This is a genomic window from Streptomyces sp. C36, from assembly GCF_040932295.1.
GTDB lineage: Bacteria > Actinomycetota > Actinomycetes > Streptomycetales > Streptomycetaceae > Streptomyces > Streptomyces triculaminicus.
Genome location: NZ_JBFQGI010000008.1, coordinates 307132 through 331426, shown reverse-complemented (window position 1 = coordinate 331426; position 24295 = coordinate 307132). Strand labels below are relative to the sequence as shown.

17 protein-coding genes and 1 pseudogene are annotated in these 24295 nt (G+C 71.2%); 14 read left to right on the top strand and 4 right to left on the bottom strand.

The window, feature by feature from the left end; genetic code table 11:
* The first annotated feature begins 63 nt into the window (after positions 1-63).
* The 5 genes and pseudogenes from AB4K12_RS25055 to AB4K12_RS25035 all read left to right on the top strand — a co-directional run.
* A complete protein-coding gene (locus tag AB4K12_RS25055) occupies positions 64-762 on the top strand; it encodes a histidine phosphatase family protein (protein ID WP_368436341.1) in 699 nt (232 codons plus the stop codon).
* A gap of 93 nt (positions 763-855) precedes the next feature.
* Positions 856-1446 carry a DUF3090 domain-containing protein gene (locus tag AB4K12_RS25050; RefSeq protein ID WP_368436339.1) on the top strand — a complete coding sequence of 197 codons (591 nt, stop codon included), beginning with the start codon at positions 856-858 and terminating at the stop codon, positions 1444-1446.
* Positions 1410-2285, top strand: a complete 876-nt coding sequence (locus tag AB4K12_RS25045; protein ID WP_368436337.1) for an SCO1664 family protein — start codon at positions 1410-1412, stop codon at positions 2283-2285. The genes AB4K12_RS25050 and AB4K12_RS25045 overlap by 37 nt, the downstream gene beginning before the upstream one ends.
* 117 nt (positions 2286-2402) lie before the next feature.
* The gene (gene mshC, locus AB4K12_RS25040; protein ID WP_368436335.1) at positions 2403-3632 is read left to right on the top strand and encodes a cysteine--1-D-myo-inosityl 2-amino-2-deoxy-alpha-D-glucopyranoside ligase; all 1230 of its coding nucleotides are present in this window, start codon (positions 2403-2405) and stop codon (positions 3630-3632) included.
* A 284-nt stretch (positions 3633-3916) separates the two neighbouring features.
* Positions 3917-6058: pseudogene (locus tag AB4K12_RS25035) on the top strand (TIM-barrel domain-containing protein); the annotation flags it as partial.
* A gap of 36 nt (positions 6059-6094) precedes the next feature.
* Here AB4K12_RS25035 and AB4K12_RS25030 read toward each other — a convergent pair.
* The 4 genes from AB4K12_RS25030 to metH form a co-directional block, all read right to left on the bottom strand.
* Positions 6095-6583, bottom strand: coding sequence for a nuclear transport factor 2 family protein (locus AB4K12_RS25030; RefSeq protein WP_368436334.1), 489 nt, complete (start codon positions 6581-6583; stop codon positions 6095-6097).
* An 83-nt stretch (positions 6584-6666) separates the two neighbouring features.
* A complete protein-coding gene (locus AB4K12_RS25025; protein WP_368436332.1) occupies positions 6667-7752 on the bottom strand; it encodes a S1 family peptidase in 1086 nt (361 codons plus the stop codon).
* A 226-nt stretch (positions 7753-7978) separates the two neighbouring features.
* Complete coding sequence (locus tag AB4K12_RS25020; protein WP_368436330.1) at positions 7979-8344, bottom strand: peptidase inhibitor family I36 protein; 366 nt, start codon at positions 8342-8344, stop codon at positions 7979-7981.
* A 127-nt stretch (positions 8345-8471) separates the two neighbouring features.
* On the bottom strand, positions 8472-11978 hold the full coding sequence (metH, locus tag AB4K12_RS25015; RefSeq protein WP_368436328.1) for a methionine synthase: 3507 nt from the start codon (positions 11976-11978) through the stop codon (positions 8472-8474).
* A gap of 298 nt (positions 11979-12276) precedes the next feature.
* Between metH and AB4K12_RS25010 the strand changes: the two genes are divergently transcribed.
* From AB4K12_RS25010 to AB4K12_RS24970, 9 genes are all read left to right on the top strand, one after another.
* The gene (locus tag AB4K12_RS25010; RefSeq protein WP_368436326.1) at positions 12277-13041 is read left to right on the top strand and encodes an IclR family transcriptional regulator; all 765 of its coding nucleotides are present in this window, start codon (positions 12277-12279) and stop codon (positions 13039-13041) included.
* Between the two features lie 320 nt (positions 13042-13361).
* A complete protein-coding gene (locus AB4K12_RS25005) occupies positions 13362-14144 on the top strand; it encodes an MIP/aquaporin family protein (RefSeq protein WP_086569143.1) in 783 nt (260 codons plus the stop codon).
* 44 nt (positions 14145-14188) lie between these two features.
* A complete protein-coding gene (gene glpK / locus AB4K12_RS25000; RefSeq protein ID WP_362260746.1) occupies positions 14189-15724 on the top strand; it encodes a glycerol kinase GlpK in 1536 nt (511 codons plus the stop codon).
* Positions 15725-15726: 2 nt separating this feature from the next.
* Positions 15727-17334 (top strand): FAD-dependent oxidoreductase, encoded by a 1608-nt coding sequence (locus tag AB4K12_RS24995; RefSeq protein ID WP_368436323.1) that lies wholly within the window; start codon positions 15727-15729, stop codon positions 17332-17334.
* 123 nt (positions 17335-17457) lie between these two features.
* Positions 17458-18498 (top strand): glycosyl hydrolase family 18 protein, encoded by a 1041-nt coding sequence (locus AB4K12_RS24990; protein WP_368436321.1) that lies wholly within the window; start codon positions 17458-17460, stop codon positions 18496-18498.
* A gap of 143 nt (positions 18499-18641) precedes the next feature.
* Complete coding sequence (locus AB4K12_RS24985; RefSeq protein WP_362260752.1) at positions 18642-19682, top strand: PAC2 family protein; 1041 nt, start codon at positions 18642-18644, stop codon at positions 19680-19682.
* A gap of 141 nt (positions 19683-19823) precedes the next feature.
* The gene (locus AB4K12_RS24980) at positions 19824-20516 is read left to right on the top strand and encodes an HAD family hydrolase (protein ID WP_368436318.1); all 693 of its coding nucleotides are present in this window, start codon (positions 19824-19826) and stop codon (positions 20514-20516) included.
* A 458-nt stretch (positions 20517-20974) separates the two neighbouring features.
* Positions 20975-22570, top strand: a complete 1596-nt coding sequence (locus AB4K12_RS24975) for an ABC transporter substrate-binding protein (protein ID WP_368436316.1) — start codon at positions 20975-20977, stop codon at positions 22568-22570.
* Between the two features lie 98 nt (positions 22571-22668).
* Positions 22669-24267, top strand: a complete 1599-nt coding sequence (locus AB4K12_RS24970) for an ABC transporter substrate-binding protein (RefSeq protein ID WP_368436314.1) — start codon at positions 22669-22671, stop codon at positions 24265-24267.
* The last annotated feature ends 28 nt before the right edge of the window (positions 24268-24295 follow it).

Genomic DNA, 24295 nt, shown 5'->3' with positions numbered 1-24295 from the left:
GCCTGCCGGAACGTAGTCGCGGTAGCCGTCCGGGGCCGTGGCGGGCGTCGTAGGCTGGCTGCCATGCCCACGCTGATCCTGGTCCGGCACGGCCGGTCCACCGCCAACACCGCGGGAGTGCTCGCCGGCCGGACTCCCGGCGTGGCCCTGGACGAACGCGGCGCGGCGCAGGCGGCGGCCCTGCCGGCCCGGCTGGCCGGCGTCCCGCTGGCCGCCGTGGTCACCAGCCCGCTGCTGCGCTGTCGCGAGACGGTCGCGCCCCTGCTCACCGCCCGGCCCGAGCTGTCCTCGTACACCGACGAGCGCATCGGCGAGTGCCACTACGGCGACTGGACGGGTCGCAAGCTCACCGAGCTCGCCGACGAGCCGCTGTGGGAGACGGTCCAGCGCCACCCGTCCGCCGCCGCCTTCCCCGGCGGGGAGTCGCTGCGCGCCGTGCAGGCCCGCGCCGTGGACGCCGTACGGGAGTGGAACGAGCGGATCGAGCGCGAGCACGGCGAGAACGCCGTCTATCTGATGTGCACCCACGGCGACCCCATCAAGGCCGTCGTCGCCGACGCCCTGGGCCTGCACCTCGACCACTTCCAGCGGATCACCGCCGACCCGTGCTCGGTCACCGCCGTCCGCTACACCCGGCTGCGCCCGTACCTGCTGCGCCTCGGCGACACCGGCGACCTGGCCGGTCTCGCCCCGGCCCCGGCGGCCCGTGAGGAGGGCCACAGCGAGGACGCGGCCGTGGGCGGCGGCGCGGGGGCCCCGTGATCGACCGGCGCAGTAGGGTGGTGACGCGGGACCGCCCCTGATCCCGCACCCGGAACAGTCACTTCCGACCACCGAACCCAATGGAGCAGGACGTTGTCCCGTCAGGTGTTCCTCTATGACCCGCCGGACCGCTTCGTCGCCGGTACGGTCGGGCTGCCGGGCCGCCGCACTTTCTTCCTCCAGGCCAGCGCCGCCGGCCGGACCACCAGCGTCGCCCTGGAGAAGGCCCAGGTCGAGGCGCTCGCCGAGCGCGTCGACGAACTGCTGGACGAGGTGGTCCGGCGCACCGGTGGCAGCGCCCCCGTGCCCGCCGTGGCCCCCGTCGAGTTCGCCGACACCGCCCCTCTGGAGTCCCCCGTCGAGGAGGAGTTCCGGGTCGGCACCATGGCACTGGCCTGGGACGGCGACGGCCAGCGCATGGTGGTCGAGGCCCAGGCCCTGGTCGAGCTGGAGGCGGACACCGACGAGGACCTCGCCGAGGCCGAGGAACGGCTGCTGCAGGACGAGCTGAACGGCCCGCCGATGCTGCGGGTGCGGCTGACCGGAACCATGGCCCGGGCCTTCGCCAAGCGCGCCCTGGAAGTCGTCAACGCCGGCCGGCCCCCGTGCCCGCTGTGCAGCCTGCCGCTCGACCCGGAGGGACACGTATGTCCGCGCCAGAACGGATACCGCCGCGGAGCCTGACCCCGCACGAGCTGCTCGCCAAGGGCGAGCTGACGGTGCGTGGGCAGATCCGCGAGGCGTCCAACGCGGTCCTCTACTGCACGGTCGAGTACGAGGGCGTGAGCGCCGCCTGTGTGTACAAGCCGGTCGCGGGGGAGCGACCGCTGTGGGACTTCCCCGACGGCACCCTCGCCCAGCGCGAGGTGGCGGCCTACGAGCTCTCCGAGGCCATGGGCTGGGGCCTGGTCCCGCCCACGGTGCTGCGCGACGGGCCGTACGGGCAGGGCATGTGCCAGCTGTGGATCGAGGCCAGCGAGGCTGGTGAGGCCGACGAGGCCGGTGAGGACGCCGAGGACACCGGAGAGGCGGCCGGGCAGGACCGGCTGCTCGCCCTGGTCGAGGGCGACGAGCCCGGCCCCGGCTGGAAGGCCGTCGGCTACGCCGACGTGGGCGAGAACCGCACCGCGCTGCTCGTCCACGCCGACGACGAGCGGCTGCGCCGGCTGGCCGTCCTCGACGCCGTGATCAACAACGGTGACCGCAAGGGCGGCCATCTGCTGCCCGCCGCCGACGGGCGGCTCTACGCCATCGACCACGGTGTGACCTTCAACGCGGACGACAAGCTGCGCACGCTGCTGTGGGGCTGGGCGGGGGAGCCGCTGACCGAGGAGGCCCTGGAGGCCCTACGGCGACTTTCGGCCGATCTGGCCGAGGGCCGCCCCCTGGCCGTCCGGCTGGCGGAGCTGATCACTCCGGCCGAGATCGAGGCCCTCCGGGGCCGGGTCGCCGAGCTGCTGCGCACCGGGCGCCACCGTGAGCCCAGTGGTCAGTGGCCGGCGATCCCCTGGCCGCCGGTGTGATCTTTACGGGCCGACGCATGGGAATACACACGTCGGGAGCGGTGCGCAAGAAGGGAACTTCGGCCAACCCCCGCGCCCGGTTCGTATCCGGAACGTGCATCCGGTTACGCTCAAGTCATGCATGCCTGGCCCGCTTCTGAGGTTCCCGCCCTGCCCGGCAGTGGCCGCGACCTCCGGATCCACGACACCGCGACCGGCGAGCGAGTGACCCTCGCCCCCGGTCCCGTCGCCCGTCTCTACGTGTGCGGCATCACGCCGTACGACGCCACCCACATGGGGCACGCGGCGACCTACAACGCGTTCGACCTCGTGCAGCGCGTGTGGCTCGACACCAAGCGGCAGGTGCACTACGTCCAGAACGTCACCGACGTCGACGACCCGCTGCTGGAGCGGGCCGTCGCCAACGGCGACGACTGGACCGCCCTCGCCGAGCGCGAGACCGCCCTCTTCCGCGAGGACATGACCGCCCTGCGGATGCTTCCGCCCCGCCACTACGTGGGCGCCGTGGAGTCGATACCCAAGATCGTCCCGCTGGTGGAGCGGCTGCGCGACGCCGGTGCCGCCTACGAGCTCGAGGGCGACATCTACTTCTCCGTGGCCTCCGACCCCACCTTCGGCAGCGTCTCCGGCCTCGACGCCGAGGCCATGCGCCTGCTGTCCGCCGAGCGCGGCGGCGACCCCGAGCGCCCCGGCAAGAAGAACCCCCTCGACCCCATGCTGTGGATGGCCGCCCGCCCGGGCGAGCCCAGCTGGGACGGGGCCTCCCTCGGCCACGGCCGCCCCGGCTGGCACATCGAGTGCGTCGCGATCGCCCTCGAGCACCTGGGCATGGGCTTCGACGTCCAGGGCGGCGGCTCGGACCTGATCTTCCCGCACCACGAGATGGGCGCCTCGCACGCCCAGGCGCTCACCGGCGAGAACCCCTTCGCCAAGGCGTACGTCCACGCCGGCATGGTCGCCCTCGACGGCGAGAAGATGTCCAAGTCCAAGGGCAACCTCGTCTTCGTCTCCGCGCTGCGCCGCGAGGGCGTCGACCCGGCCGCCATCCGGCTCGCGCTGCTGGCCCACCACTACCGCGCCGACTGGGAGTGGACGGACGCCGTGCTGACCGGGGCCGTGGAGCGCCTGGACCGCTGGCGTGCCGCCGTCTCCCGTCCCGACGGCCCCTCCGCCGACGCCCTCGTCGAGGAGATCCGCGAGGCCCTCGCCGACGACCTCGACGCCCCGGCCGCGCTCGCCGCGGTCGACCGCTGGGCGGCGGCCCAGGCCGCCGACGGCGGCACGGACGAGGGTGCGCCGGGCGTGGTCTCCCGCGCGGTGGACGCGCTGCTGGGCGTGGCGCTGTAGCCGACGCACGGGAGCCGTGAGGCCCCCGCCCCACCGGCTTCGGGGGCGCTCCCCGCGGGTCCTCCGCGGGGAGCGCCCCCGTTCGTTCTCCCGACCGGTACGGCCGTGAGAACCGTGTTCGTCGGCGCCCGCGGCGGCCGGTGCGATAAGTCCACGCGCCCGGTGCGCCAGTCCATGGTCGCCCGCACGCCCGGTGGACTATCCACGCGGTCATGAGCATGCGACAGCGAACACGACGGCTGAGAGCGGTGGTCGCCGGCGCTCTCCTGGCGGCGGTGGCGACCATGGCCGGCCCGGTCCACGGAGCGCGGGCCGTCGCCGCCGAGGAGACCGTGGGCGACGTCACCGGCTTCGCGACGGCCGGGCCCGTCTTCCACCTCCGGGCGGGCACGGCGGCGGTGCGGGTGAGCTTCGTGACGGCGGACTCGTTCCGGGTGGAGCTCGCGCCCGACGGTACGTTCACCGACCCCACCGGCAAGGACATCGTCCAGCGCCAGGGCCCGCCCCCGCAGACCCACTGGCGCGAGCGGGCCGACCGCTACGAGCTGGGCACCGCGGCGGTCACCCTGCGCGCGTACAAGCACCCGCTGCGCTTCGCCCTGCATCGCGCCGACGGCTCCCGGCTGTGGGCCGAGACCAAGGGCCTGACCTGGACCGCGGACCGCACCACCCAGACCCTGGCGCGCGGCGCGGACGAGCAGTTCTTCGGCGCCGGGATGCAGAACGGGCGCGGCAACACCTCGCACCGGGACAAGACGGTCGAGGTGGGCGTCGACTACGACTGGAACGACGGCGGGCACCCCAACTCCGTGCCCTTCTACCTCTCCTCGGCGGGCTACGGCGTCTACCGCAACACCTACGCCCCCAACACGTACGCCTTCGCCGACCCCGTGACGGCGAGCGCGCGGGAACGGCGCTTCGACGCGTACTACTTCGCCGGGACGTCGGCGAAGGACGTCATCGGCCGGTACACACGACTGACCGGACGGCCCTTCCTGCCCCCGCTGTACGGCCTGGAGATCGGCGACTCCGACTGCTACCTGCACAACAAGAACCGCGGCGAGCGCCGCACGCTGGACGCGCTGAAGGTCGCCGACGGCTACGTGGCCAACGACCTGCCGCTCGGCTGGATGCTCGTCAACGACGGCTACGGCTGCGGCTACGAGAACCTCGCCGAGGCGAACAAGGGCCTGGGCGACCGGAAGATGACGATGGGCCTGTGGACCGAGGACGGCCTGGCGAAGCTCGCCGACCAGGTGAAGGCCGGTCAGCGGGTCGCCAAGCTGGACGTGGCCTGGGTCGGCGACGGCTACAAGTTCGCCCTCGACGGCTGCAAGGACGCCTACAAGGGCATCGAGGACAACAGCGACGCCCGCGGCTTCACCTGGGCCCCCGAGAGCTGGTCCGGCGCCCAGCGGTGCGGAGTCCAGTGGTCCGGCGACCAGAAGGGCTCGTGGGACTACATCCGCTGGCAGATCCCGACCTACGCGGGCGCCACCATGTCGGGCCTCGCCTACACCACGGGCGACGTGGACGGCATCTTCGGCGGCAGCCCGAAGACGTATGTGCGCGACCTGCAGTGGAAGGCCTTCCTGCCGGCCGTGATGACCATGGACGGCTGGGCCCCCAGCGACAAGCAGCCGTGGCGGTACGGCGACCCGTACACCTCGATCAACCGGAAGTACCTGAAGCTGAAGGAGTCGCTGCTGCCGTACATGTACTCCTACGCGGCCCAGGCGACCCGCACGGGCGTCGGGCCGGTGCGCCCGCTGGCGCTGGAGTACCCCGACGACCCCAGGGCGTCGTCGGACGCGGCGAAGTACGAGTTCCTTACGGGCGAGTACTTCCTCGTGGCGCCCGTCCACGAGGACACCGACGTCCGTGACGGCATCTATCTCCCCCGGGGCACCTGGACCGACTACTGGACGGGCCGCACGTACCAGGGCCCGACCACCGTGAACGGCTACCGGGCCCCGCTGGACACGCTGCCGCTGTTCGTGAAGGCCGGCGCGAACATCCCGATGTGGCCCGGCATCCGCTCCCACGAGGACCGCACCGCGGACTCGCCCGTGGCCTGGGACGTCTACCCGAAGGGCACCTCGTCCTTCACCCTCTACGAGGACGACGGCGTCACACGGGCCCACCGCACGGGCGCGTACGCGGAACAGGAGCTGACGGTCCGGGCGCCGTCGGACGGCCCGGCCGGCGACGTGACGCTGTCCCTGTCCGCTCTGAAGGGCGACTACCGGGGCAAGCAGACGGCCCGCCCGAACCACTTCACGGTCCACACCGCCACCGCCCCGGCCACGGCCGCCCTGGACGGGCGGCCCCTGCCGAGGCTGGAGTCGAAGGAGGCCTTCGAGGCGGCCGACGAGGGCTGGTGGTACGACGCCTCCGACCGCGGCGGCGTCGTACGGGCGAAGACGGGCGTCCGGCCGACGGACCGGGGGCTGACGCTGGCGCTACGGGCGCGGTGACCCGGCCGACCGCGGCTCGGGGACGGCCGGCAGCACCGGCGGGTCGCCCTTGGTCCAGGTGATGTTCAGGACCATCCGGCGCAGGCGCCAGCCGTCGGGGGTGCGGACGGCCTCGGCGTCGACGTGGCCACCGGACTCGAAGAGGCGCTCGGGGGTGCCGAGCACGTGGGTGCTGAGCTGGTTCCAGCGGACGGTGGCGCGGTCGCCCTCGAGGTCGACGGCGATGTTCGAACCGAAGTGGACGGTGCGCGCGAAGAGCGCCATGGCCTCGCGCATGGAGGTCAGCTGGGCCTCGGCGCCTTCGTGCGTGCCGGCCGGGGTCCGGGTGGAGGCGTCCTCGGTGAAGACGGAGCGGGCCCAGCCGCCGTCGAAGGCGCGCTCGTCGAGCGAGCGGAGGTAGTCCGTGACGAGGCGTTCGATGGCGGCGCGGTCGGCGAGGGCGTGGAGTACGGAGTTCTGCTGCTGCGATTCCATGGTCATATCGTGTGACCTCAAGGGAGGTTGAGGTCAACCCCCGGCCCCGGGGGAGGGTCCGGGGGGTGCGGCCCGCGGGACGTTCAGCCGACGCGGACCCCGTAGGCGGTCAGCGGCTCCGTCACCGGCTGGAAGTACGTCGTGCCGCCCGCGGTGCAGTCGCCGCGGCCGCCCGAGGTCAGGCCGAGGGCCGTGGCGCCGTCGAAGAGAGGGCCGCCGCTGTCCCCCGGCTCGGCGCAGACAGTGGTCTCGATCAGGCCGGAGACCGTGCCCTCCGCGTACTGGACGGTGGCGTTGAGGGCGGTGACGGTGCCTCCGTGCACCCCGGTGGTGCTGCCGCTGCGCTGCACGGCCTCGCCCACGAAGGCGTCCGCGGCCCGGGAGACGGGCTGCGCCGAGCCGTTGTAGAGGTTCACCTCGGAGGGGTGCTCGATGCCGGGGCCGTACTTCACGATCCCGTAGTCGTCGCCGGGGAACCGGCTGCCGGTCGCGCGTCCGATCTCCCGGCCGCTCGCGTCGTTCCACACCGCGCGGCCGTTCGTGCAGTGACCGGCGGTCAGGAAGTACGGGGTGCCGTCGCCGCCGAGCACGTTGAAGCCGAGCGAGCAGCGGGCGCCGCCGCTGAGGACGGCGTCGCCGCCCCGGATGTAGGTCGTGAACCGCGCGTCGGTGCGGCGCGTCTCGACCTTGTCGCCGAAGGTGCCCGCCATCGTGCTGAGGTTGCCGAACCGGGGGGTGTCGACGGTGCGGTCGGCGGTGACGACGATCTTGTTGATCCTCGGGTCGATCGCCCAGGCCGTGCCCGGCGTGTTGGCCTTCTCCCGCAGCGCGGTACCGGCCGCGTCGAGCTGCGCGGTGGTGTGCTTCACCGTCCGGGGCTCGGCCCCGGCCTTGCGCACCGTCGCGGCGCCGGCCTCGTCGACCACGTTCACCACGAGCTTCTTCGTGGCGGCGTCGTAGTACGAACCCGCCGCCCCCGCCTTGAGCTCGCCGGCGAGGGACGCCGAGAGGGTTCTGGCCTCCTCGCCCGAGAGGTCGCGCGGTTCGGCGTACGAGGCGGCCGGGGCCGGGCCCGCGGCGGCGCCGGCCATGCCGAGGCCGGCGGTGAGGGCCAGGGCCGCCAGGCCGGTGAGGGCGGCCGCCGTGATCCCGGAGATCGAGCGCTGCATGGTCAACTGCCTCCTGCGGGTGGCGGGGCCCGGCCGCGCGGGGGCGGCGACCCCGGAGGGCACGACGAGCGCGCATACACCGTCACCATACGTAGGCGCATCGATGCATTGCGTAGCGACGCTCACGTTAGGGGGCGCCCCCGGGGCGCACACAAGAGTGGTGTGGCGCGCGAGTGGTGTGGCGCGCGCCCCACCTGCCCTCGCGGGACCGGGCGCCCGCGTCAGGTCAGCACGGCCGCGCGGACCGGGCCTCGAGGCCCAGGCCCGGGGTGTACGAGCCCGATGTGAGGACGACGGGCCGGCCGCCGTAGGACGGCCGCGGGTAGAGGCACCAGGCCACGCCGGTCTGGTTCTTCGCACTGCGGACCGCCGGGTCGAGGCGGGGCGCGGCGCGCGGGAACATTCTCACGCCGCCCCCCGAGTCGGGCTCCGACCAGGTGCACAGGCCGACGATGTGCGGGCAGATCGGCATGCGCGCCCGCCCCTGCGCGTCGGCCGTGGACGCCGGCAGCAGGACCGCCGTTCCCACGGCCGCGGTGGCGACCGCGAGCGTCACCGCCTTCGACATCGCATGCCTCGTCGCACGCCTCATGGCCGTTCCTCCCTCGTTTCCGGCGATGGGGCCACCGCCAGGCGGTGGCCTTTCCCGCGAGCATCGCCGGCAAACGGGGGCAACAGCCGCAATCCTCCGATCGGGTGCGTCGAGCGACTCCGCCGCGCTACCGCGCGTTGAAGTACTTCGCCTCCGGATGGTGGATCACGATCGCGTCCGTGGACTGCTCCGGGTGGAGCTGGAACTCCTCCGACAGCCGCACGCCGATGCGCTCCGGCTCCAGAAGGGCGGCTATCTTCGCCCGGTCCTCCAGGTTCGGGCAGGCGCCGTAGCCGAGGGAGAAGCGGGCGCCGCGGTACTTCAGGGCGAACATGCCCTCGACGTCGTCCGGGTCCTCCGCGCCGAAGCCCAGCTCGGCCCGCACGCGCGCGTGCCAGTACTCCGCGAGCGCCTCGGCCAGCTGGACGGACAGGCCGTGCAGCTCCAGATAGTCGCGGTAGGCGTCCGCCGCGAAGAGCTTCGCCGTCGCCTCGCCGATCCTCGAGCCGACCGTGACGACCTGGAGGCCGACCACGTCCGTCTCGCCCGACTCCTCCGGGCGGAAGTAGTCCGCGAGGCACAGCCGGCGCCCGCGCCGCTGGCGCGGGAAGGTGAAGCGGGTGCGCTCGGTGCCGTCCTCGTGCAGCAGGATGAGGTCGTCACCCTTGCTCACGCACGGGAAGTAGCCGTAGACGACGGCCGCCTCCAGCAGGTTCTCCGTGTGGAGCTTGTCCAGCAGTCCCCTCAGGCGCGGCCGGCCCTCGGCCTCGGCCAGCTCCTCGTACGTCGGGCCGCTCGTACGGGCCTGCTTCAGGCCCCACTGGCCCTTGAACAGCGCGCCCTCGTCCAGCCAGGACGCGTAGTCCTTCAGCGGAATGCCCTTGACCACGCGCGTACCCCAGAAGGGGGGTTCGGGGACGCGGTTGTCCACGGCGACGTCCGAGCGCACCGACCCCTCGGGCTCCTCGGCCTCGAGCACGGGCACGTCCCGCTTGGGCACGCGCCGCTGCTTGAGCTCCGGCAGGGCCGCGCCCGGCACCCCCCGCTTGACGGCGATCAGCGCGTCCATCAGCCGCAGGCCCTCGAACGCGTCGCGGGCGTAGCGCACCTCGCCCTCGTAGATCTCGTGGAGGTCCTGCTCGACGTAGGCACGGGTCAGCGCCGCACCGCCGAGGATCACCGGGTAGGTCGCCGCCAGCTTGCGCTGGTTCAGCTCCTCCAGGTTCTCCTTCATGATGACGGTGGACTTCACCAGCAGGCCGGACATGCCGATGACGTCGGCCCGGTGCTCCTCGGCGGCCTCGAGGATGGCCGAGACCGGCTGCTTGATGCCCAGGTTGACGACGTTGTAGCCGTTGTTGGACAGGATGATGTCGACGAGGTTCTTGCCGATGTCGTGGACGTCGCCGCGCACGGTGGCGAGCACGATCGTGCCCTTGCCCTCGGCGTCCGACTTCTCCATGTGCGGCTCGAGGTGGGCGACCGCGGTCTTCATCACCTCGGCCGACTGCAGCACGAACGGCAGCTGCATCTGGCCGGAGCCGAAGAGCTCGCCGACGACCTTCATGCCCTCCAGCAGGGTGTCGTTGACGATGTCGAGCGCCGGACGCCCGGTCAGCGCCTCGTCGAGGTCGGCCTCCAGGCCGTTCTTCTCGCCGTCGACGATGCGCCGGCGCAGCCGCTCCTCCAGCGGCAGGGCCGCCAGCTCCTCGGCCTTGCCGGCCTTCATGGACTTGGTGTCCACGCCCTCGAACAGCTCGAGGAACCGCTGCAGCGGGTCGTACCCCTCGCGCCTGCGGTCGTGGATCAGGTCGAGGGCGACCTCGCGCTGCTCCTCCTCCAGCCGGGCGATCGGCAGGATCTTGCTGGCGTGCACGATGGCCGAGTCCAGGCCCGCCTCGACGCACTCGTTGAGGAAGACGGAGTTGAGCACCATGCGGGCGGCCGGGTTGAGGCCGAAGGAGATGTTCGACAGGCCCAGCGTCGTCTGGACGTCGGGGTGGCGGCGCTTGAGCTCGCGGATGGCCTCGATGGTGGCGATGCCGTCGCGCCGGGACTCCTCCTGCCCGGTGGCGATGGTGAAGGTGAGGCAGTCGACGATGATGTCGCACTCCCGCACCCCCCAGTTGCCGGTGAGGTCGGCGATCAGCCGCTCGGCCACGGCCACCTTGTGCTCGGGCGTACGGGCCTGGCCCTCCTCGTCGATGGTCAGGGCGATCAGCGCGGCGCCGTGCTCGACCGCCAGCCGGGTGATGCGGGCGAAGCGCGAGTCGGGTCCGTCGCCGTCCTCGTAGTTGACCGAGTTGATCACGGCCCGGCCGCCCAGCTTCTCCAGGCCGGCCCGGATGACGGCGGGCTCGGTGGAGTCCAGCACGATGGGGAGGGTGGAGGCGGTGGCGAAGCGGCCGGCGATCTCGGCCATGTCGGCGACGCCGTCCCGGCCGACGTAGTCGACGCACAGGTCGAGCAGGTGGGCGCCCTCGCGGATCTGCTCGCGGGCCATCTCCACGCAGTCGTCCCAGCGGGCGTCCAGCATGGCCTCGCGGAACTTCTTCGAGCCGTTGGCGTTCGTCCGCTCGCCGATGGCCAGGTACGAGGTGTCCTGGCGGAAGGGCACGGTCTGGTAGAGCGAGGCCGCTCCCGGCTCGGGGCGCGGCGCGCGCTCGCTCGGGGTCAGGTCCCGCACCCGCTCCACGACCTGCCGCAGGTGCTCCGGCGTGGTGCCGCAGCAGCCGCCGACCAGGGACAGCCCGTACTCCCTGACGAACGTCTCGTGGGCGTCGGCCAGCTCGGCGGGGGAGAGGGGGTAGTGGGCGCCGTTCCTGCCCAGCACCGGCAGGCCGGCATTGGGCATGGCGGAGACGCGGGTGCGGGCGTGGCGCGAGAGGTAGCGCAGGTGCTCGCTCATCTCGGCGGGGCCGGTGGCGCAGTTCAGGCCGATCATGTCGATGCCCAGCGGCTCCAGGGCGGTCAGCGCCGCGCCGATCTCGGAGCCCAGCAGCATGGTGCCGGTCGTCTCGACCGTCACCTGGACCAGCAGCGGCAGGTCCACGCCGGCCGCCGTCATGGCGCGCCGGGCGCCGACGACGGACGCCTTGGTCTGCAGCAGGTCCTGGGTCGTCTCCACCAGGATCGCGTCGGCGCCGCCGGCGACGAGGCCCTCGACGTTCCGCTGGTAGGCGTCGCGCAGCGTCCCGTACGAGGTGTGGCCGAGGGTGGGGAGCTTGGTGCCGGGGCCCACCGAGCCCAGGACCCAGCGGGTGCGGCCGTCGCCGGCCGCGTACTCGTCCGCCACCTCGCGGGCGATGCGGGCGCCGGCCTCGGAGAGCTCGAAGATACGATCGGAGATGTCGTATTCGCCCAGAGCGGAGAAGTTCGCTCCGAACGTATTGGTCTCCACGCAGTCCACGCCGACGGCGAAGTAGGCCTCGTGCACCGAGCGCACGATGTCGGGGCGGGTGACGTTCAGGATCTCGTTGCAGCCCTCGAGCTGCTCGAAGTCCTCGAGGCTGGGGTCCTGCGCCTGAAGCATCGTGCCCATCGCCCCGTCGGCCACCACCACTCGGGTGGCGAGGGCCTCGCGCAGTTGCGCGGCTCGGGCGGGCAGAGGGGTCGATGGCGTACGCGAGGCCATGGATGTGCTCCCGGGTGTGCGACGGCTGTCGGCTTTACGCCCTCCCTGCAGAGGGCGCACGCCGCAAGCGTAGCCGCAGCGCGCCGCGCGGGCAGGGGGCGTCCCAGGGGGCGGACGGGCGGCGTCCGGGGGCGGTGTACGGCGGGGGTGGCCGGATTGGGCCGGGAGGCGGGTCTCAGCGATCATGGAGAAGCCTGCTGTCGGGTACCCCCTGGTCGGCATCGGCCGATAGTGTTCAGCATTGCCGAACGGATACAAACGGATACAGCCGGTCGGCGGCGTGTAAGGAGGTTGCTCGATGGCACGGACCATCCAGTCGCTCGAACGGGCTGCGGCGATGCTGCGGTTGCTCGCGGGCGGCGAGCGGCGGCTCGGACTGTCCGACGTGGCCTCCGCGCTGGGGCTCGCCAAGGGCACCGCCCACGGCATTCTGCGGACCCTGCAGCAGGAGGGCTTCGTCGAGCAGGATCCCGCCTCGGGCCGCTATCAGCTGGGGGCCGAGCTGCTGCGGCTGGGCAACAGCTACCTGGACGTGCACGAGCTGCGGGCCCGGGCCCTGGTGTGGGCCGACGACCTGGCCCGCTCCAGCGGTGAGAGCGTCTATCTGGGCGTGCTGCACCAGCAGGGCGTGCTGATCATCCACCATGTCTTCCGGCCGGACGACAGCCGTCAAGTGCTGGAGGTCGGCGCGATGCAGCCGCTGCACTCCACCGCCCTGGGCAAGGTGCTGTGCGCCTACGACCCGGTGGCGCACAGCGAGGTGGCCGAATCCGACCGCGAGGCGTTCACCCCCAGCACCGTCACGGCCCTGCCCGATCTCGAGGGCGTGCTCGATCTCACCCGCGCCCGCGGCTGGGCCGCGGACGTGGAGGAGACCTGGGCGGGCGTGGCCTCGGTGGCGGCGCCCATCCACGACCGGCGGCGGATGCCGGTGGGGGCGGTCGGCGTCATGGGCGCCGTGGAGCGCGTGTGCGAGAAGGGCGAGGTACAGGCCCGCCTGGTGGCGGCCGTCCGCGACTGCGCGCGGGCCGTCTCCCGCGACCTCGGCGCGGGGCGTTTCTAGGTCCCGGAGCGGGCCTGCGGAACGGACCGTGCGGTCCGTTCCGGGGGCCCCCGAGATCCCCTCGTTACCCACCGGTATCCATACGGAGATTTCCGGCCAGTTGGCCCAAAGTTTTCGGTCACAGAACCCTTGACGCGCCCTTAACCGTGCAGAAAACTGCCGTGCATCGGTCGGCATTGTCGAACACCTAACGACAATATTCGCTATGGTGTGCAGTGCGTGCAGTGACATGAGGCCGATCACCGCCCTCACGGAGGGCGCGGACCGCCGGAGCTACCCGGGGTTCGCCTTCCCCTGGACGAAGGACAAAGGAGTCGCGGGTGTCCAGCTCCGACATCTTCACCGGTGAGCTCATCGGTACCGCAGTGTTGATCCTGCTCGGCGGCGGCGTGTGCGCCGCCGTCACCCTGAAGCGCTCGAAGGCGCAGAACGCGGGCTGGCTCGCCATCACGTTCGGCTGGGGCTTCGCCGTACTGGCCGGTGCGTACATCGGCGCCAAGTCCGGCGCGCACCTCAACCCCGCCGTCACCCTCGGCCTCGCCATCGACGGCGCCGTCAAGTGGAGCGACGTTCCGCTCTACATCGGCTCCCAGATGCTGGGCGCGATGATCGGTGCGTCGCTGGTGTGGCTCGCCTACTACGGCCAGTTCAAGGCCCACATGACGGACCCGGAGCTCGTCGAGAGCCTCAACCCCGCCGAGGGCATGGTCGACCAGACCGCGACGCCCGAGGCCGGCCCGGTGCTGGGCGTCTTCTCGACCGGCCCCGAGATCCGCAACGTGGTGCAGAACCTCGTCACCGAGATCATCGCCACCGCGGCGCTGGTGCTCTTCATCCTCACCATGGGTCTGACCAAGGGCCTTGCCACCAGCGGCACGGGCACCCTGATGGTCGCCTTCGTCGTCGTGGGCATCGGCCTCTCGCTCGGCGGCCCGACCGGCTACGCCATCAACCCCGCCCGCGACCTCGGCCCGCGCATCGTGCACGCGCTGCTGCCGCTGCCCAACAAGGGCGGTTCAGACTGGGGCTACGCCTGGGTTCCGGTGGTCGGCCCGCTCGTCGGTGCCGCGCTCGCCGCAGGCATCCACAAGATCGCGTTCTGATCGCACCCGCCGAGACCCTTCAGACCTCAGGAGCAGACACCACCATGACCGAGACCACCGGCACCCACGCCCAGGGCCCGTTCATCGCCGCGATCGACCAGGGCACCACCTCCTCCCGCTGCATCGTCTTCGACCGCGACGGACGCATCGTCTCCGTCGACCAGAAGGAGCACGAGCAGATCTTCCCGAAGCCGGGCTGGGTCGAGCACGACGCCATGGAGATCTGGACGAACGTCCAGGAGGTCGTCGCGGGCGCCGTCGAGAAGGCCGGGATCACCGCCGCCGACGTCAAGGCCATCGGCATCACCAACCAGCGTGAGACCACGCTGCTGTGGGACAAGAACACCGGTCAGCCGGTCTACAACGCCATCGTCTGGCAGGACACCCGCACCGACGCCCTGTGCAAGGAGCTCGGCCGCAACGTCGGTCAGGACCGCTTCCGCCGTGAGACGGGCCTGCCGCTGGCGTCCTACTTCTCCGGCCCGAAGGTCCGCTGGCTGCTGGACAACGTCGAGGGCCTGCGCGAGCGCGCCGAGGCCGGCGACATCCTCTTCGGCACCATGGACTCCTGGGTCATCTGGAACCTCACCGGTGGCACCGACGGCGGCGTGCACGTCACCGACGTCACCAACGCCTCCCGCACGATGCTGATGAACCTCCGCAGCCTCGACTGGGACGAGCGCATCCTGGAGTCGATGGAGGTCCCGGCCGCCGTGCTGCCGGAGATCCGCTCCTCCGCCGAGGTCTACGGCACCGCCAAGGGCGGCGCCCTGGCCGGTGTGCCCGTCGCCTCCGCGCTCGGCGACCAGCAGGCGGCCCTCTTCGGTCAGACCTGCTTCTCCGAGGGCGAGGCCAAGTCGACCTACGGCACCGGCACGTTCATGCTGATGAACACCGGCGACGAGCCCGTCAACTCCTACAACGGCCTGCTGACCACCGTCGGCTACCGCATCGGCGACCAGAAGCCGGTCTACGCCCTCGAGGGCTCCATCGCCGTCACCGGCTCCCTCGTGCAGTGGATGCGCGACCAGATGGGCCTCATCAAGAGCGCGGCCGAGATCGAGACGCTGGCCAGCTCCGTCGAGGACAACGGCGGCGCCTACTTCGTGCCGGCCTTCTCCGGCCTGTTCGCCCCCTACTGGCGCTCCGACGCGCGCGGCGTGATCGCGGGCCTGACCCGCTACGTCACCAAGGCGCACATCGCCCGCGCCGTGCTCGAGGCCACCGCCTGGCAGACCCGCGAGATCACCGACGCCATGACCAAGGACTCCGGCGTCGAGCTGACCGCGCTCAAGGTCGACGGCGGCATGACCTCCAACAACCTGCTGATGCAGACGCTCTCGGACTTCCTGGACGCACCCGTCGTGCGCCCGATGGTCGCCGAGACCACCTGCCTCGGCGCCGCCTACGCCGCCGGCCTGGCCGTCGGCTTCTGGCCGGACACCGACGCCCTGCGCGCCAACTGGCGCCGGGCCGCCGAGTGGACCCCCCGCATGGACGCGGACACGCGTGACCGCGAGTACAAGAGCTGGCTCAAGGCCGTCGAGCGGACCATGGGCTGGATCGAGGACGAGGAGTAATCATGACAACCCCGCAGAGCGTTCCGACCCTGGGAACGCACCCGGCCGCCGGTGCCAACCCGGGCCGAGCCGAGACCCGGGAGCGACTGTCCAACGCGACGTACGACCTCCTGGTCATCGGCGGCGGCATCCTGGGCACCTCGGTCGCCTGGCACGCCGCGCAGTCGGGACTGCGGGTCGCGATGGTGGACGCCGGCGACTTCGCCGGCGCCACCTCCTCCGCCTCCTCCAAGCTCGTCCACGGCGGTCTGCGCTACCTGCAGACCGGCGCGGTCAAGCTGGTGGCGGAGAACCACCACGAGCGCCGGGTGCTGGCCAAGGACGTGGCCCCGCACCTGGTCAACCCGCTCACCTTCTACCTGCCCGTCTACAAGGGCGGCCCGGTGGGCGCGGCCAAGCTCGGCGCCGGTGTCTTCGCCTACTCGGCGCTGTCCGCCTTCGGCGACGGCGTCGGCAAGGTGATCTCCCCGGCCAAGGCCAAGGCCGACAACCCCGGCCTGCGCACGGACAACCTCAAGGCCGTGGCGGTCTACTACGACCACCAGATGAACGACTCCCGCGTGGCCGTCATGACGGTCCGCGCGGCCGTCGAGTCGGGTGCCGTGGTCCTCAACCACGCCGAGGTGACCGGCCTGCGCTTCACGCACGGCAAGGTGACCGGCGCGGAGCTCAAGGACCGCATGGACGGGACCGAGTTCGGCATCGACGCGCGCGTCGTCCTCAACGCCACCGGCCCGTGGGTGGACCACCTGCGGAAGCTGGAAGACAAGGGCGCCGCGCCGTCGATCCGGCTCTCCAAGGGCGCGCACATCGTGATGAAGCGCAAGTCGCCGTGGAAGGCCGCCATGGCCACCCCGATCGACAAGTACCGCATCACCTTCGCCCTCCCCTGGGAGGACCAGCTGCTGCTGGGGACCACCGACACCCAGTACGAGGGTGACCCGGCGGACGTGCGCGCCACCGAGGAGGACATCCAGCAGATCCTCGACGAGGCGGCGTTCTCCATCCAGGACGCGGACCTCGACCGCGACCTGATGACGTACGCCTTCGCCGGCCTGCGCGTGCTGCCCGGCGGCCCGGGCGACGTCGCCCAGGCCAAGCGCGAGACGGTCGTCTCCGAGGGCAAGGGCGGCATGCTCTCTGTCGCCGGCGGCAAGTGGACGACCTACCGTCACATCGGCCGTACGGTCATGAAGAAGCTGGCCCAGGTGCCCGGCAGCCCGCTGACCGAGGACATGGAGCCCATCTCCAGCCTGGTCCGCCGCACCCCGCTGCCCGGTGTCGCCAACCCCAACGCGGTCGCCCACCGCCTGCTGGTGGACCGCGAGCCCGGCAGCCGCATGGATCCGCTGACGGCCCGTCACCTGGCCACCCACTACGGCTCGCTGTCCTTCGACATCGCGCGCCTGGTCAACGAGAACCCGGAGCTCGGCGAGCGGATCCACGAGGACGGCCCGGAGATCTGGGCCCAGGTCGTGTACGCCCGTGACAACGAGTGGGCCGAGACGGTCGACGACGTGCTGCGCCGCCGCACCACCCTGACGATCCGCGGCCTGGACACCGAGGACGTCCGCGCCCGGGTCAAGGGCATGCTGAACGACAAGAGCTGACGCTCTCGCGGACGCGCGAGCGGAAGGGGAGGGGCGCCCGGGGTGCCCCTCCCCTTCCGCATGCGATCCGAACGCAACCGCCGTGGGCTCGAACACGTCCCTCGAAGGGAAGAGGGGGACGACATGAACCGGCCAAAAAAGCGGCGCACGACGCTGCTCAGGCGCCTCGCGGTGCGCGTCGCGATCGGCCTCGCCCTGTTGGTGCTGATACCCGTCGTGACGGCGGGCAGCGCGCTGCGGGCGTCGTACGCGGGCTCGCCGGCCCGGGACGCGGTCACGCGCGGCAGGGACGCCGTCTGGCTGGGGCACGCCTGGATCGACGGCCGCCGCGGCGAGGCCGACCTGGCCCGGCTGAAGCGGCGGATCGGGGACACCGGCATCCGCGACCTGTACGTGCACGCCGGCCCGCTCGAGAACGACGGCACGCTGCCCGCCTCGGCCTACCGCGACGCCGCCTGGCTCATCGGGGCCGTGCACCGCGAGCTGCCGGGCGTACGGGTGCAGGCGTGGCTGGGGAACAAGCTGGTGACCGGGCCGGGCGGCGCGGGGCTGTGGCTGGGCTCGCCGGCCGCCCGGGCCGCTGTGGTGGCCTCCGCGCGCCAGGTGATGCGGGCCGGGTTCGAGGGCGTGCACGTGGACGTCGAGCCGGTGCCCACCGGCGACGCCGCCTTCCTCGCCCTGCTCGACGACCTCCACCCGGCCGTGCGGTCCGCCGGCGGGGTGCTCTCGGTGGCCGCCCAGCAGATCGACCCGCTGCCCTCGATGCACAGCGCGGCCCGCGTGATGGGCAGCAAGAAGTGGTGGACCCAGAGCTACTTCGGCAAGGTCGCCCGCCGGGTGGACCAGATCGCCGTCATGTCGTACGACACCGCGCTGCCGTGGGAGAACCTCTACGGCGGCTATGTGGCCCGGCAGACGGCGCTCGCCCTCGAGGTGACCCCGGCGACGACGGACCTGCTGATGGGCCTGCCCTTCTACCACACCGACAACTGGGGCCATCAGAGCCGGGCCGAGACCGCGGCGGCCGCCGTGCGCGGCGCCCGGCTGGGATTGACCCGCGAGGACCACGGCCGGCAGCGGTTCGGGATGGCCCTCTACGTGGACTTCGCGGCCACCGAGGCGGACTGGCGTGCCTACCGCGGCCAATGGGGCGTGCGTGGCTGAAAGGCCTCCCCCACGGGGGCTGCGAACGGGGGTCGTCGAAGTCGTAGGCTTGGGGCACACGCACGACAACGACAACTGCACGGAACGGCAACCGGCGACGCCCTGGACATCCGAGGGGCAGACCGGTCGGAAGGAGGCGCTGGGTGATCGAGCTTGAGGGGGTTCCCGAGCTGATCGACCCGGTCATGATCTGTGCCTTCGAGGGCTGGAACGACGCCGGTGACGCCGCCTCCAGCGCGGTCGCGCATCTGGACCGGGAGTGGAAGGGCGAGGTCTTCGCGGCGCTCGACGCCGAGGACTACTACGACTTCCAGGTCAACCGGCCCACGGTCTGGCTGGACGGCGGCGTCCGCAAGATCACCTGGCCGACCACCCGGCTCTCCGTGGTGCGCACCGGCGGCGACAAGGGCGCGCCGCGCGACCTCGTCCTCGTGCGCGGCATCGAACCGAGCATGCGCTGGCGCTCGTTCTGCAACGAGATCCTGGGGTTCGCCCACGAGCTGGGCGTGGAGATGGTGGTGATCCTGGGTTCGCTGCTCGGGGACACCCCGCACACCCGGCCCGTTCCGGTCAGCGGCGTGACCTCCGACCCGGACCTGGCCCGCACCCTGGACCTGGAGGAGTCCCGCTACGAGGGCCCGACCGGCATCGTCGGCATCCTCCAGGAGGCGTGCACCCACGCCGGCGTCCCGGCGGTGAGCCTGTGGGCGGCGGTTCCGCACTACGTCTCCCAGCCGCCGAACCCGAAGGCCACCCTGGCCCTGCTCAACCGCCTCGAGGACCTGATCGACCTGCGCGTCCCGCAGGGCGAGCTGCCCGAGGACGCGCGGGCCTGGCAGCTGGGCGTCGACCAGCTGGCCGCCGAGGACAGCGAGGTCGCCGAGTACGTCCAGTCGCTGGAGGAGGCGCGGGACACCGCGGATCTGCCGGAGGCCTCCGGCGAGGCCATCGCCCGGGAGTTCGAGCGCTATCTGCGCCGCCGTGACGGCCAGCCGGGGCAGCCCGGCCAGCCCGGCGGGCTGGCGGCGGAGCCGGGCCTGACCGAGGGCGGCCGGGACGCCTCGTACCTGAGGGACACCACGAGCGGGCGTACGCGGCCTCCCAGGCCTCCCGCCAAGGATGAGGACGAGGGGGCGGCCGAGGGCCCCGAGAGGGGCCAGGACGGCCCGAAGGACGAGGACTGACCCTCCCGTCCCGGCTTTCGCGGTTTATTGACGCGACGCACCGTAATGGTCGGTCGTACACTTGTCTGCCCGGTGAAGGCCGGTTCACCGCCCCGTACGGGGGTGGGGGACCGGCCTTCTCGTCCCCCAGGAGGTGTGCGGATGACCAGCAGCATTCCCGCTGTCGACACCCGTTCGGAGGCGTCGGCCCTGCAGGCCGTCCTGCTCGACATGGACGGCACTCTGGTCGACACCGAGGGTTTCTGGTGGGAGGTCGAAGTCGCGGTCTTCGCCGAGCTGGGACACCAGCTGCTGGAGGAGTGGCGCGAGGTCGTCGTCGGCGGCCCGATGGCCCGCAGCGCCTCCTTCCTGATCCAGGCCACCGGCGCGCGGATCGCGCTGGCCGAGCTGTCCGTCCTCCTCAACAGCCGCTTCTCCGAGATGATCGTCCGCGGGGTGCCGCTGATGCCGGGCGCCCGCCGGCTGCTGGCCGAGCTGGCCGCGCACTCGGTGCCGACGGCGCTGGTGTCGGCCTCGCACCGGGAGATCATCGACCGGGTTCTGCACAGCCTGGGCCCCGAGCACTTCACGCTCACCGTCGCGGGCGACGAGATGGCCCGGACCAAGCCGCACCCGGACCCGTATCTGCTGGCCGCCGCCCGGCTGGGCGTGGACCCCGCGCGCTGTGCGGTGGTGGAGGACACCCTCACGGGCGTGACGGCGGCGGAGGCGGCCGGCTGCCGGGTGGTGGCGGTGCCCTCGGTGGCGCCGATCCCGCCGGCGGCGGGGCGTACGGTCGTCCGCTCCCTGGAAGAAGTCGACTTGTCTTTTCTGCGGGGCCTGATCAAGGTCTGATCCCCGCGGGGCCTGCTCACGGGAATGCACCGGCGCATGCACTGAGCGTGCGGCGCCGGAATGACCAAGAACTCTTAGCGTTTGGTCGATTGTTTTCCGTGACGAATGCGGCGGCTGAATTCACGCGGTCGGCCAGGAAATCGAGCACGTGACGTTCGTCACCGGATCCGAAGTCCGCGCGTCGCCTTGCGTCGCCCCGCGAGGGTGTTCTCGAGAGCTGAAGCGCGCCCTTGTGTCCCGTTTGGTGATCTCCTGCCGGAATCGTTCCGGCGTCCGAATATCGGACATTCACCTGTCGTTATCACTGCGTGATTTTGCGTCGACTTCGACCTGTTCCGGGGGCGGCGGCCGCGCGCACTAATCTTTTCGCGAGAACTTCACGGCTGCCCGTATGACCAACACATCGACTATCGGTAAGGTCCGGGCAGTCGAACGCACCACAGGGAGAACCCCAGACAATGAACCGCAAGACGTTGGTCCTGCCGATCGTGGCAGGCCTGCTGGCACCCGCCCTCGTCGCCTGTGGCGGGGGCGAGGGGACCGGCGGGCACAAGGCCATCGTCATCGGCACGACCGACCGGTTCGAGGAGACCACCGACGCCCCGGCGCCGTTCGACCCCGCCGCCGCGTACGACATCGGCGCCTGGAACGTTCTCCACAGCACCTTCCAGACACTCCTGCGGCTGCCCCGCTCCGGCACCGAGCCGGTCGGCGACGCCGCCGAGAAGTGCGTGTTCGGCGACCGCAAGAACGAGCAGCTCCGCTGCACGCTGCGCAGCGGCCTGAAGTTCTCCAACGGGCACGCGCTCACCGCCGAGGACGTCAAGTTCTCCATCGACCGCGCCCGGACGATCAACTTCGAGAACGGCCCGGTCTCCCTGCTGAACAACATCGACAAGGTGGAGACCCCGAGCGAGCGCGAGGTGGTCTTCCACCTCAAGTCGCCCGACGCGACCTTCCCGCAGAAGATCGCCACCCCGGCCGCCTCCATCGTCGACAGCGAGTCGTACCAGAAGGACAAGCTGGGCAACGGCTTCACGACGGTCGGCTCCGGCCCGTACACGCTGAAGACCGAGGCCAAGGACGGCCGGGTGGTCAAGGCCACGTTCAGCAGGAACGGGAGCTACAAGGGCTCCGTGAAGGTGCTGAACGACAAGGTCGAGATGCGCTTCTACGACGACTCCGCGTCGATGGAGAAGGCGCTCAAGAGCGGCGACGTCGACATCATGAACCGCGCCCTGCTGCCCGAGCAGATCGGCCGGCTGCGCACCGCCACGGACCAGGGCGTCCGCCTGCTGGAGTCGCCCGGCCAGGAGATCAGCTACCTCGCCTTCAACACCGAGGACCCGTCGGTCAAGCCCAAGGCCGTGCGCCAGGCCGTGGCCCAGCTGGTCGACCGGCAGGAGCTGGCCCGCGACGACTACAAGCGCACGAGCGAGCCGCTGTACTCCCTGGTGCCCAGCGGCATCGCCGGCCACCAGAACTCCTTCTCCAACAAGTACGGCGAGCCCAGCACCGAGAAGGCCCGCGCCCTGCTGAAGGCCGCGAACATCACCACCCCGGTGCCGCTGACCCTCACGTACACCACCGACCACTACGGTGAGACCACCGAGAAGGTCTTCAAGTCGCTGCAGAAGCAGCTCAACGGCAGCGGTCTCTTCAACGCCAAGGTGCAGGGCGTGAAGTGGGCGGACTTCCGCCCCGAGGCGGCCAAGGGCAAGTACGCCGTCTACGGTATGGGCTGGTTCCCCGACTTCCCGGACGCGGACAACTTCATCGCCCCGTTCGTCGGCAAGGACAACTTCCTCTCCTCGCCCTACCGCAACCCGAAGATCTCCAACGAGCTGATCCCGCAGTCCCGCGAGGCCGCGCAGCGCGACGCGGCCGCCAAGTACTTCCAGCAGGCCGCGGACCTCGTCGCCGAGGACGTGCCGGTGCTGCCGCTGTGGCAGGCCAAGCAGTACGTCGCGGTGCGGGAGAAGATCACCGGCGCCGAGTGGGCGCTGAACTCCGCCTCCGAGCTGCAGCCGTGGGAGCTCACCCGCGGCTCCTGACGGCCGGCGCCACCTCGATTCGAACCACCAACGCAAGTCCGGCTTCACCGGTTTCACCAGATGGTCTTCTGCGATCAAGAACTGTGAGGAAAGTGCACGTGAGGAAACGTGACCAGTGGCTCGCCGCCCCGCTCGGCGCGGGGCTTGCCGCCGCCCTGCTGAGCGGGTGCGGATCGGAAGACGGCAACGCGGCCGGCACCGGGCAGTCGGTGGTCATGGGCATGTCGGACGAGGTGCTCTCCACCGACCCGGCAGCCGGTTATGACCCGGGTTCCTGGCTGCTCTTCAACAACGTCTTCCAGTCGCTGATGAGCTTCCCCAAGGGAAGCACCACTCCGCAGCCGGACGCTGCCCAGAGCTGCAAGTTCAAGGACGACACCAGCACGGTCTACGAGTGCACGCTGGTGGAGGGGCTGAAGTTCAGCAACGGCCACGACCTCACCTCCGAGGACGTCGCCTACTCCTTCCGCCGCACGCTGAAGATCGACGACAAGGGTGGTCCGGCGTCGACCATGCTGTCGACGATCAAGAACATCAAGACGCCGGACAAGTCGACCGTCGTCTTCCAGCTCAAGCGCTCCGACGCGACCTTCCCACAGAAGATCGCCTCCGGTGCCGGCTCGATCGTGGACCACACGGAGTACCCGAAGGACAAGCTCCGCACCGACGGCAAGGCCGTGGGCTCCGGGGTCTACAAGCTGGAGTCCTTCGACAAGAAGACGAAGGCCGTCTTCAAGCCCAACGGCTCCTACAAGGGCCCGGCCACGCTGCAGAACAGCGGCATGACCCTCAAGTTCTTCGACGGCAAGCAGGACGAGCTCAAGACCGCCGTGCAGAAGGGCGACGTGGACCTGGCCTACCGAGGCCTGGCCATGAAGGACATCGCCGACATCGAGGCCGCCGACGCCGGCGACAAGGGCAGCCTCAAGGTGATCGAGGGCACCAGTGCGGAGGTCCAGCACCTGGTGTTCAACACCAAGGACTCCGTGGTCGGCAAGATCGGCGTCCGCAAGGCGATCGCCTACACCATCGACCGCTCGACGCTCGTCCGCGACGTCTACAAGCGCACCGCCGAGCCGCTGTACTCGATCGTCCCCAGTGGCATCACCGGCCACCGGACGCCGTTCTTCGACGCCTACGGCGACCGCCCGCAGCCCGACAAGGCCGCCGCGGCCATCAAGTCGGCGGGCATCTCCGGCAAGGTCAAGCTCACCCTGTGGGCCACCCCGGTGCGTTACGGCCCGGCCACCGTGGCCGAGTTCAACGAGATCGCCAAGCAGTTGAACGCCAGCGGTCTCTTCGAGGCCGACGTGCAGAGCGTGCCGTTCGACCAGTACGAGAAGGACATCGCCGCCGGCAAGTACGGCGTCTACGTCAAGGGCTGGATTCCTGACTACCCGGACCCGGACAACTTCACCGCGCCGTTCTTCGGCGAGGACAACGTGCTGGCGAACAACTACCAGTCCAAGGAGATAGCCGGCATCCTGCCGAGCACCGCCGCCCAGGGCAGCCGTGCCGCGACCGTCGCCGACTTCACCAAGGTCCAGAACGCCGTCGCCCAGGACGTGCCGGTGCTGCCGCTGTGGCAGGGCAAGCAGTACGCGGTGGCCAACGAGCAGATCTCCGGTCTGCAGTGGACCCTGGACGCCTCGACCGTCTTCCGTTTCTGGGAGATCAGCAAGGGCGCCAAGGGATAGCACTCCCCGTCGACACGACGACGCCCCG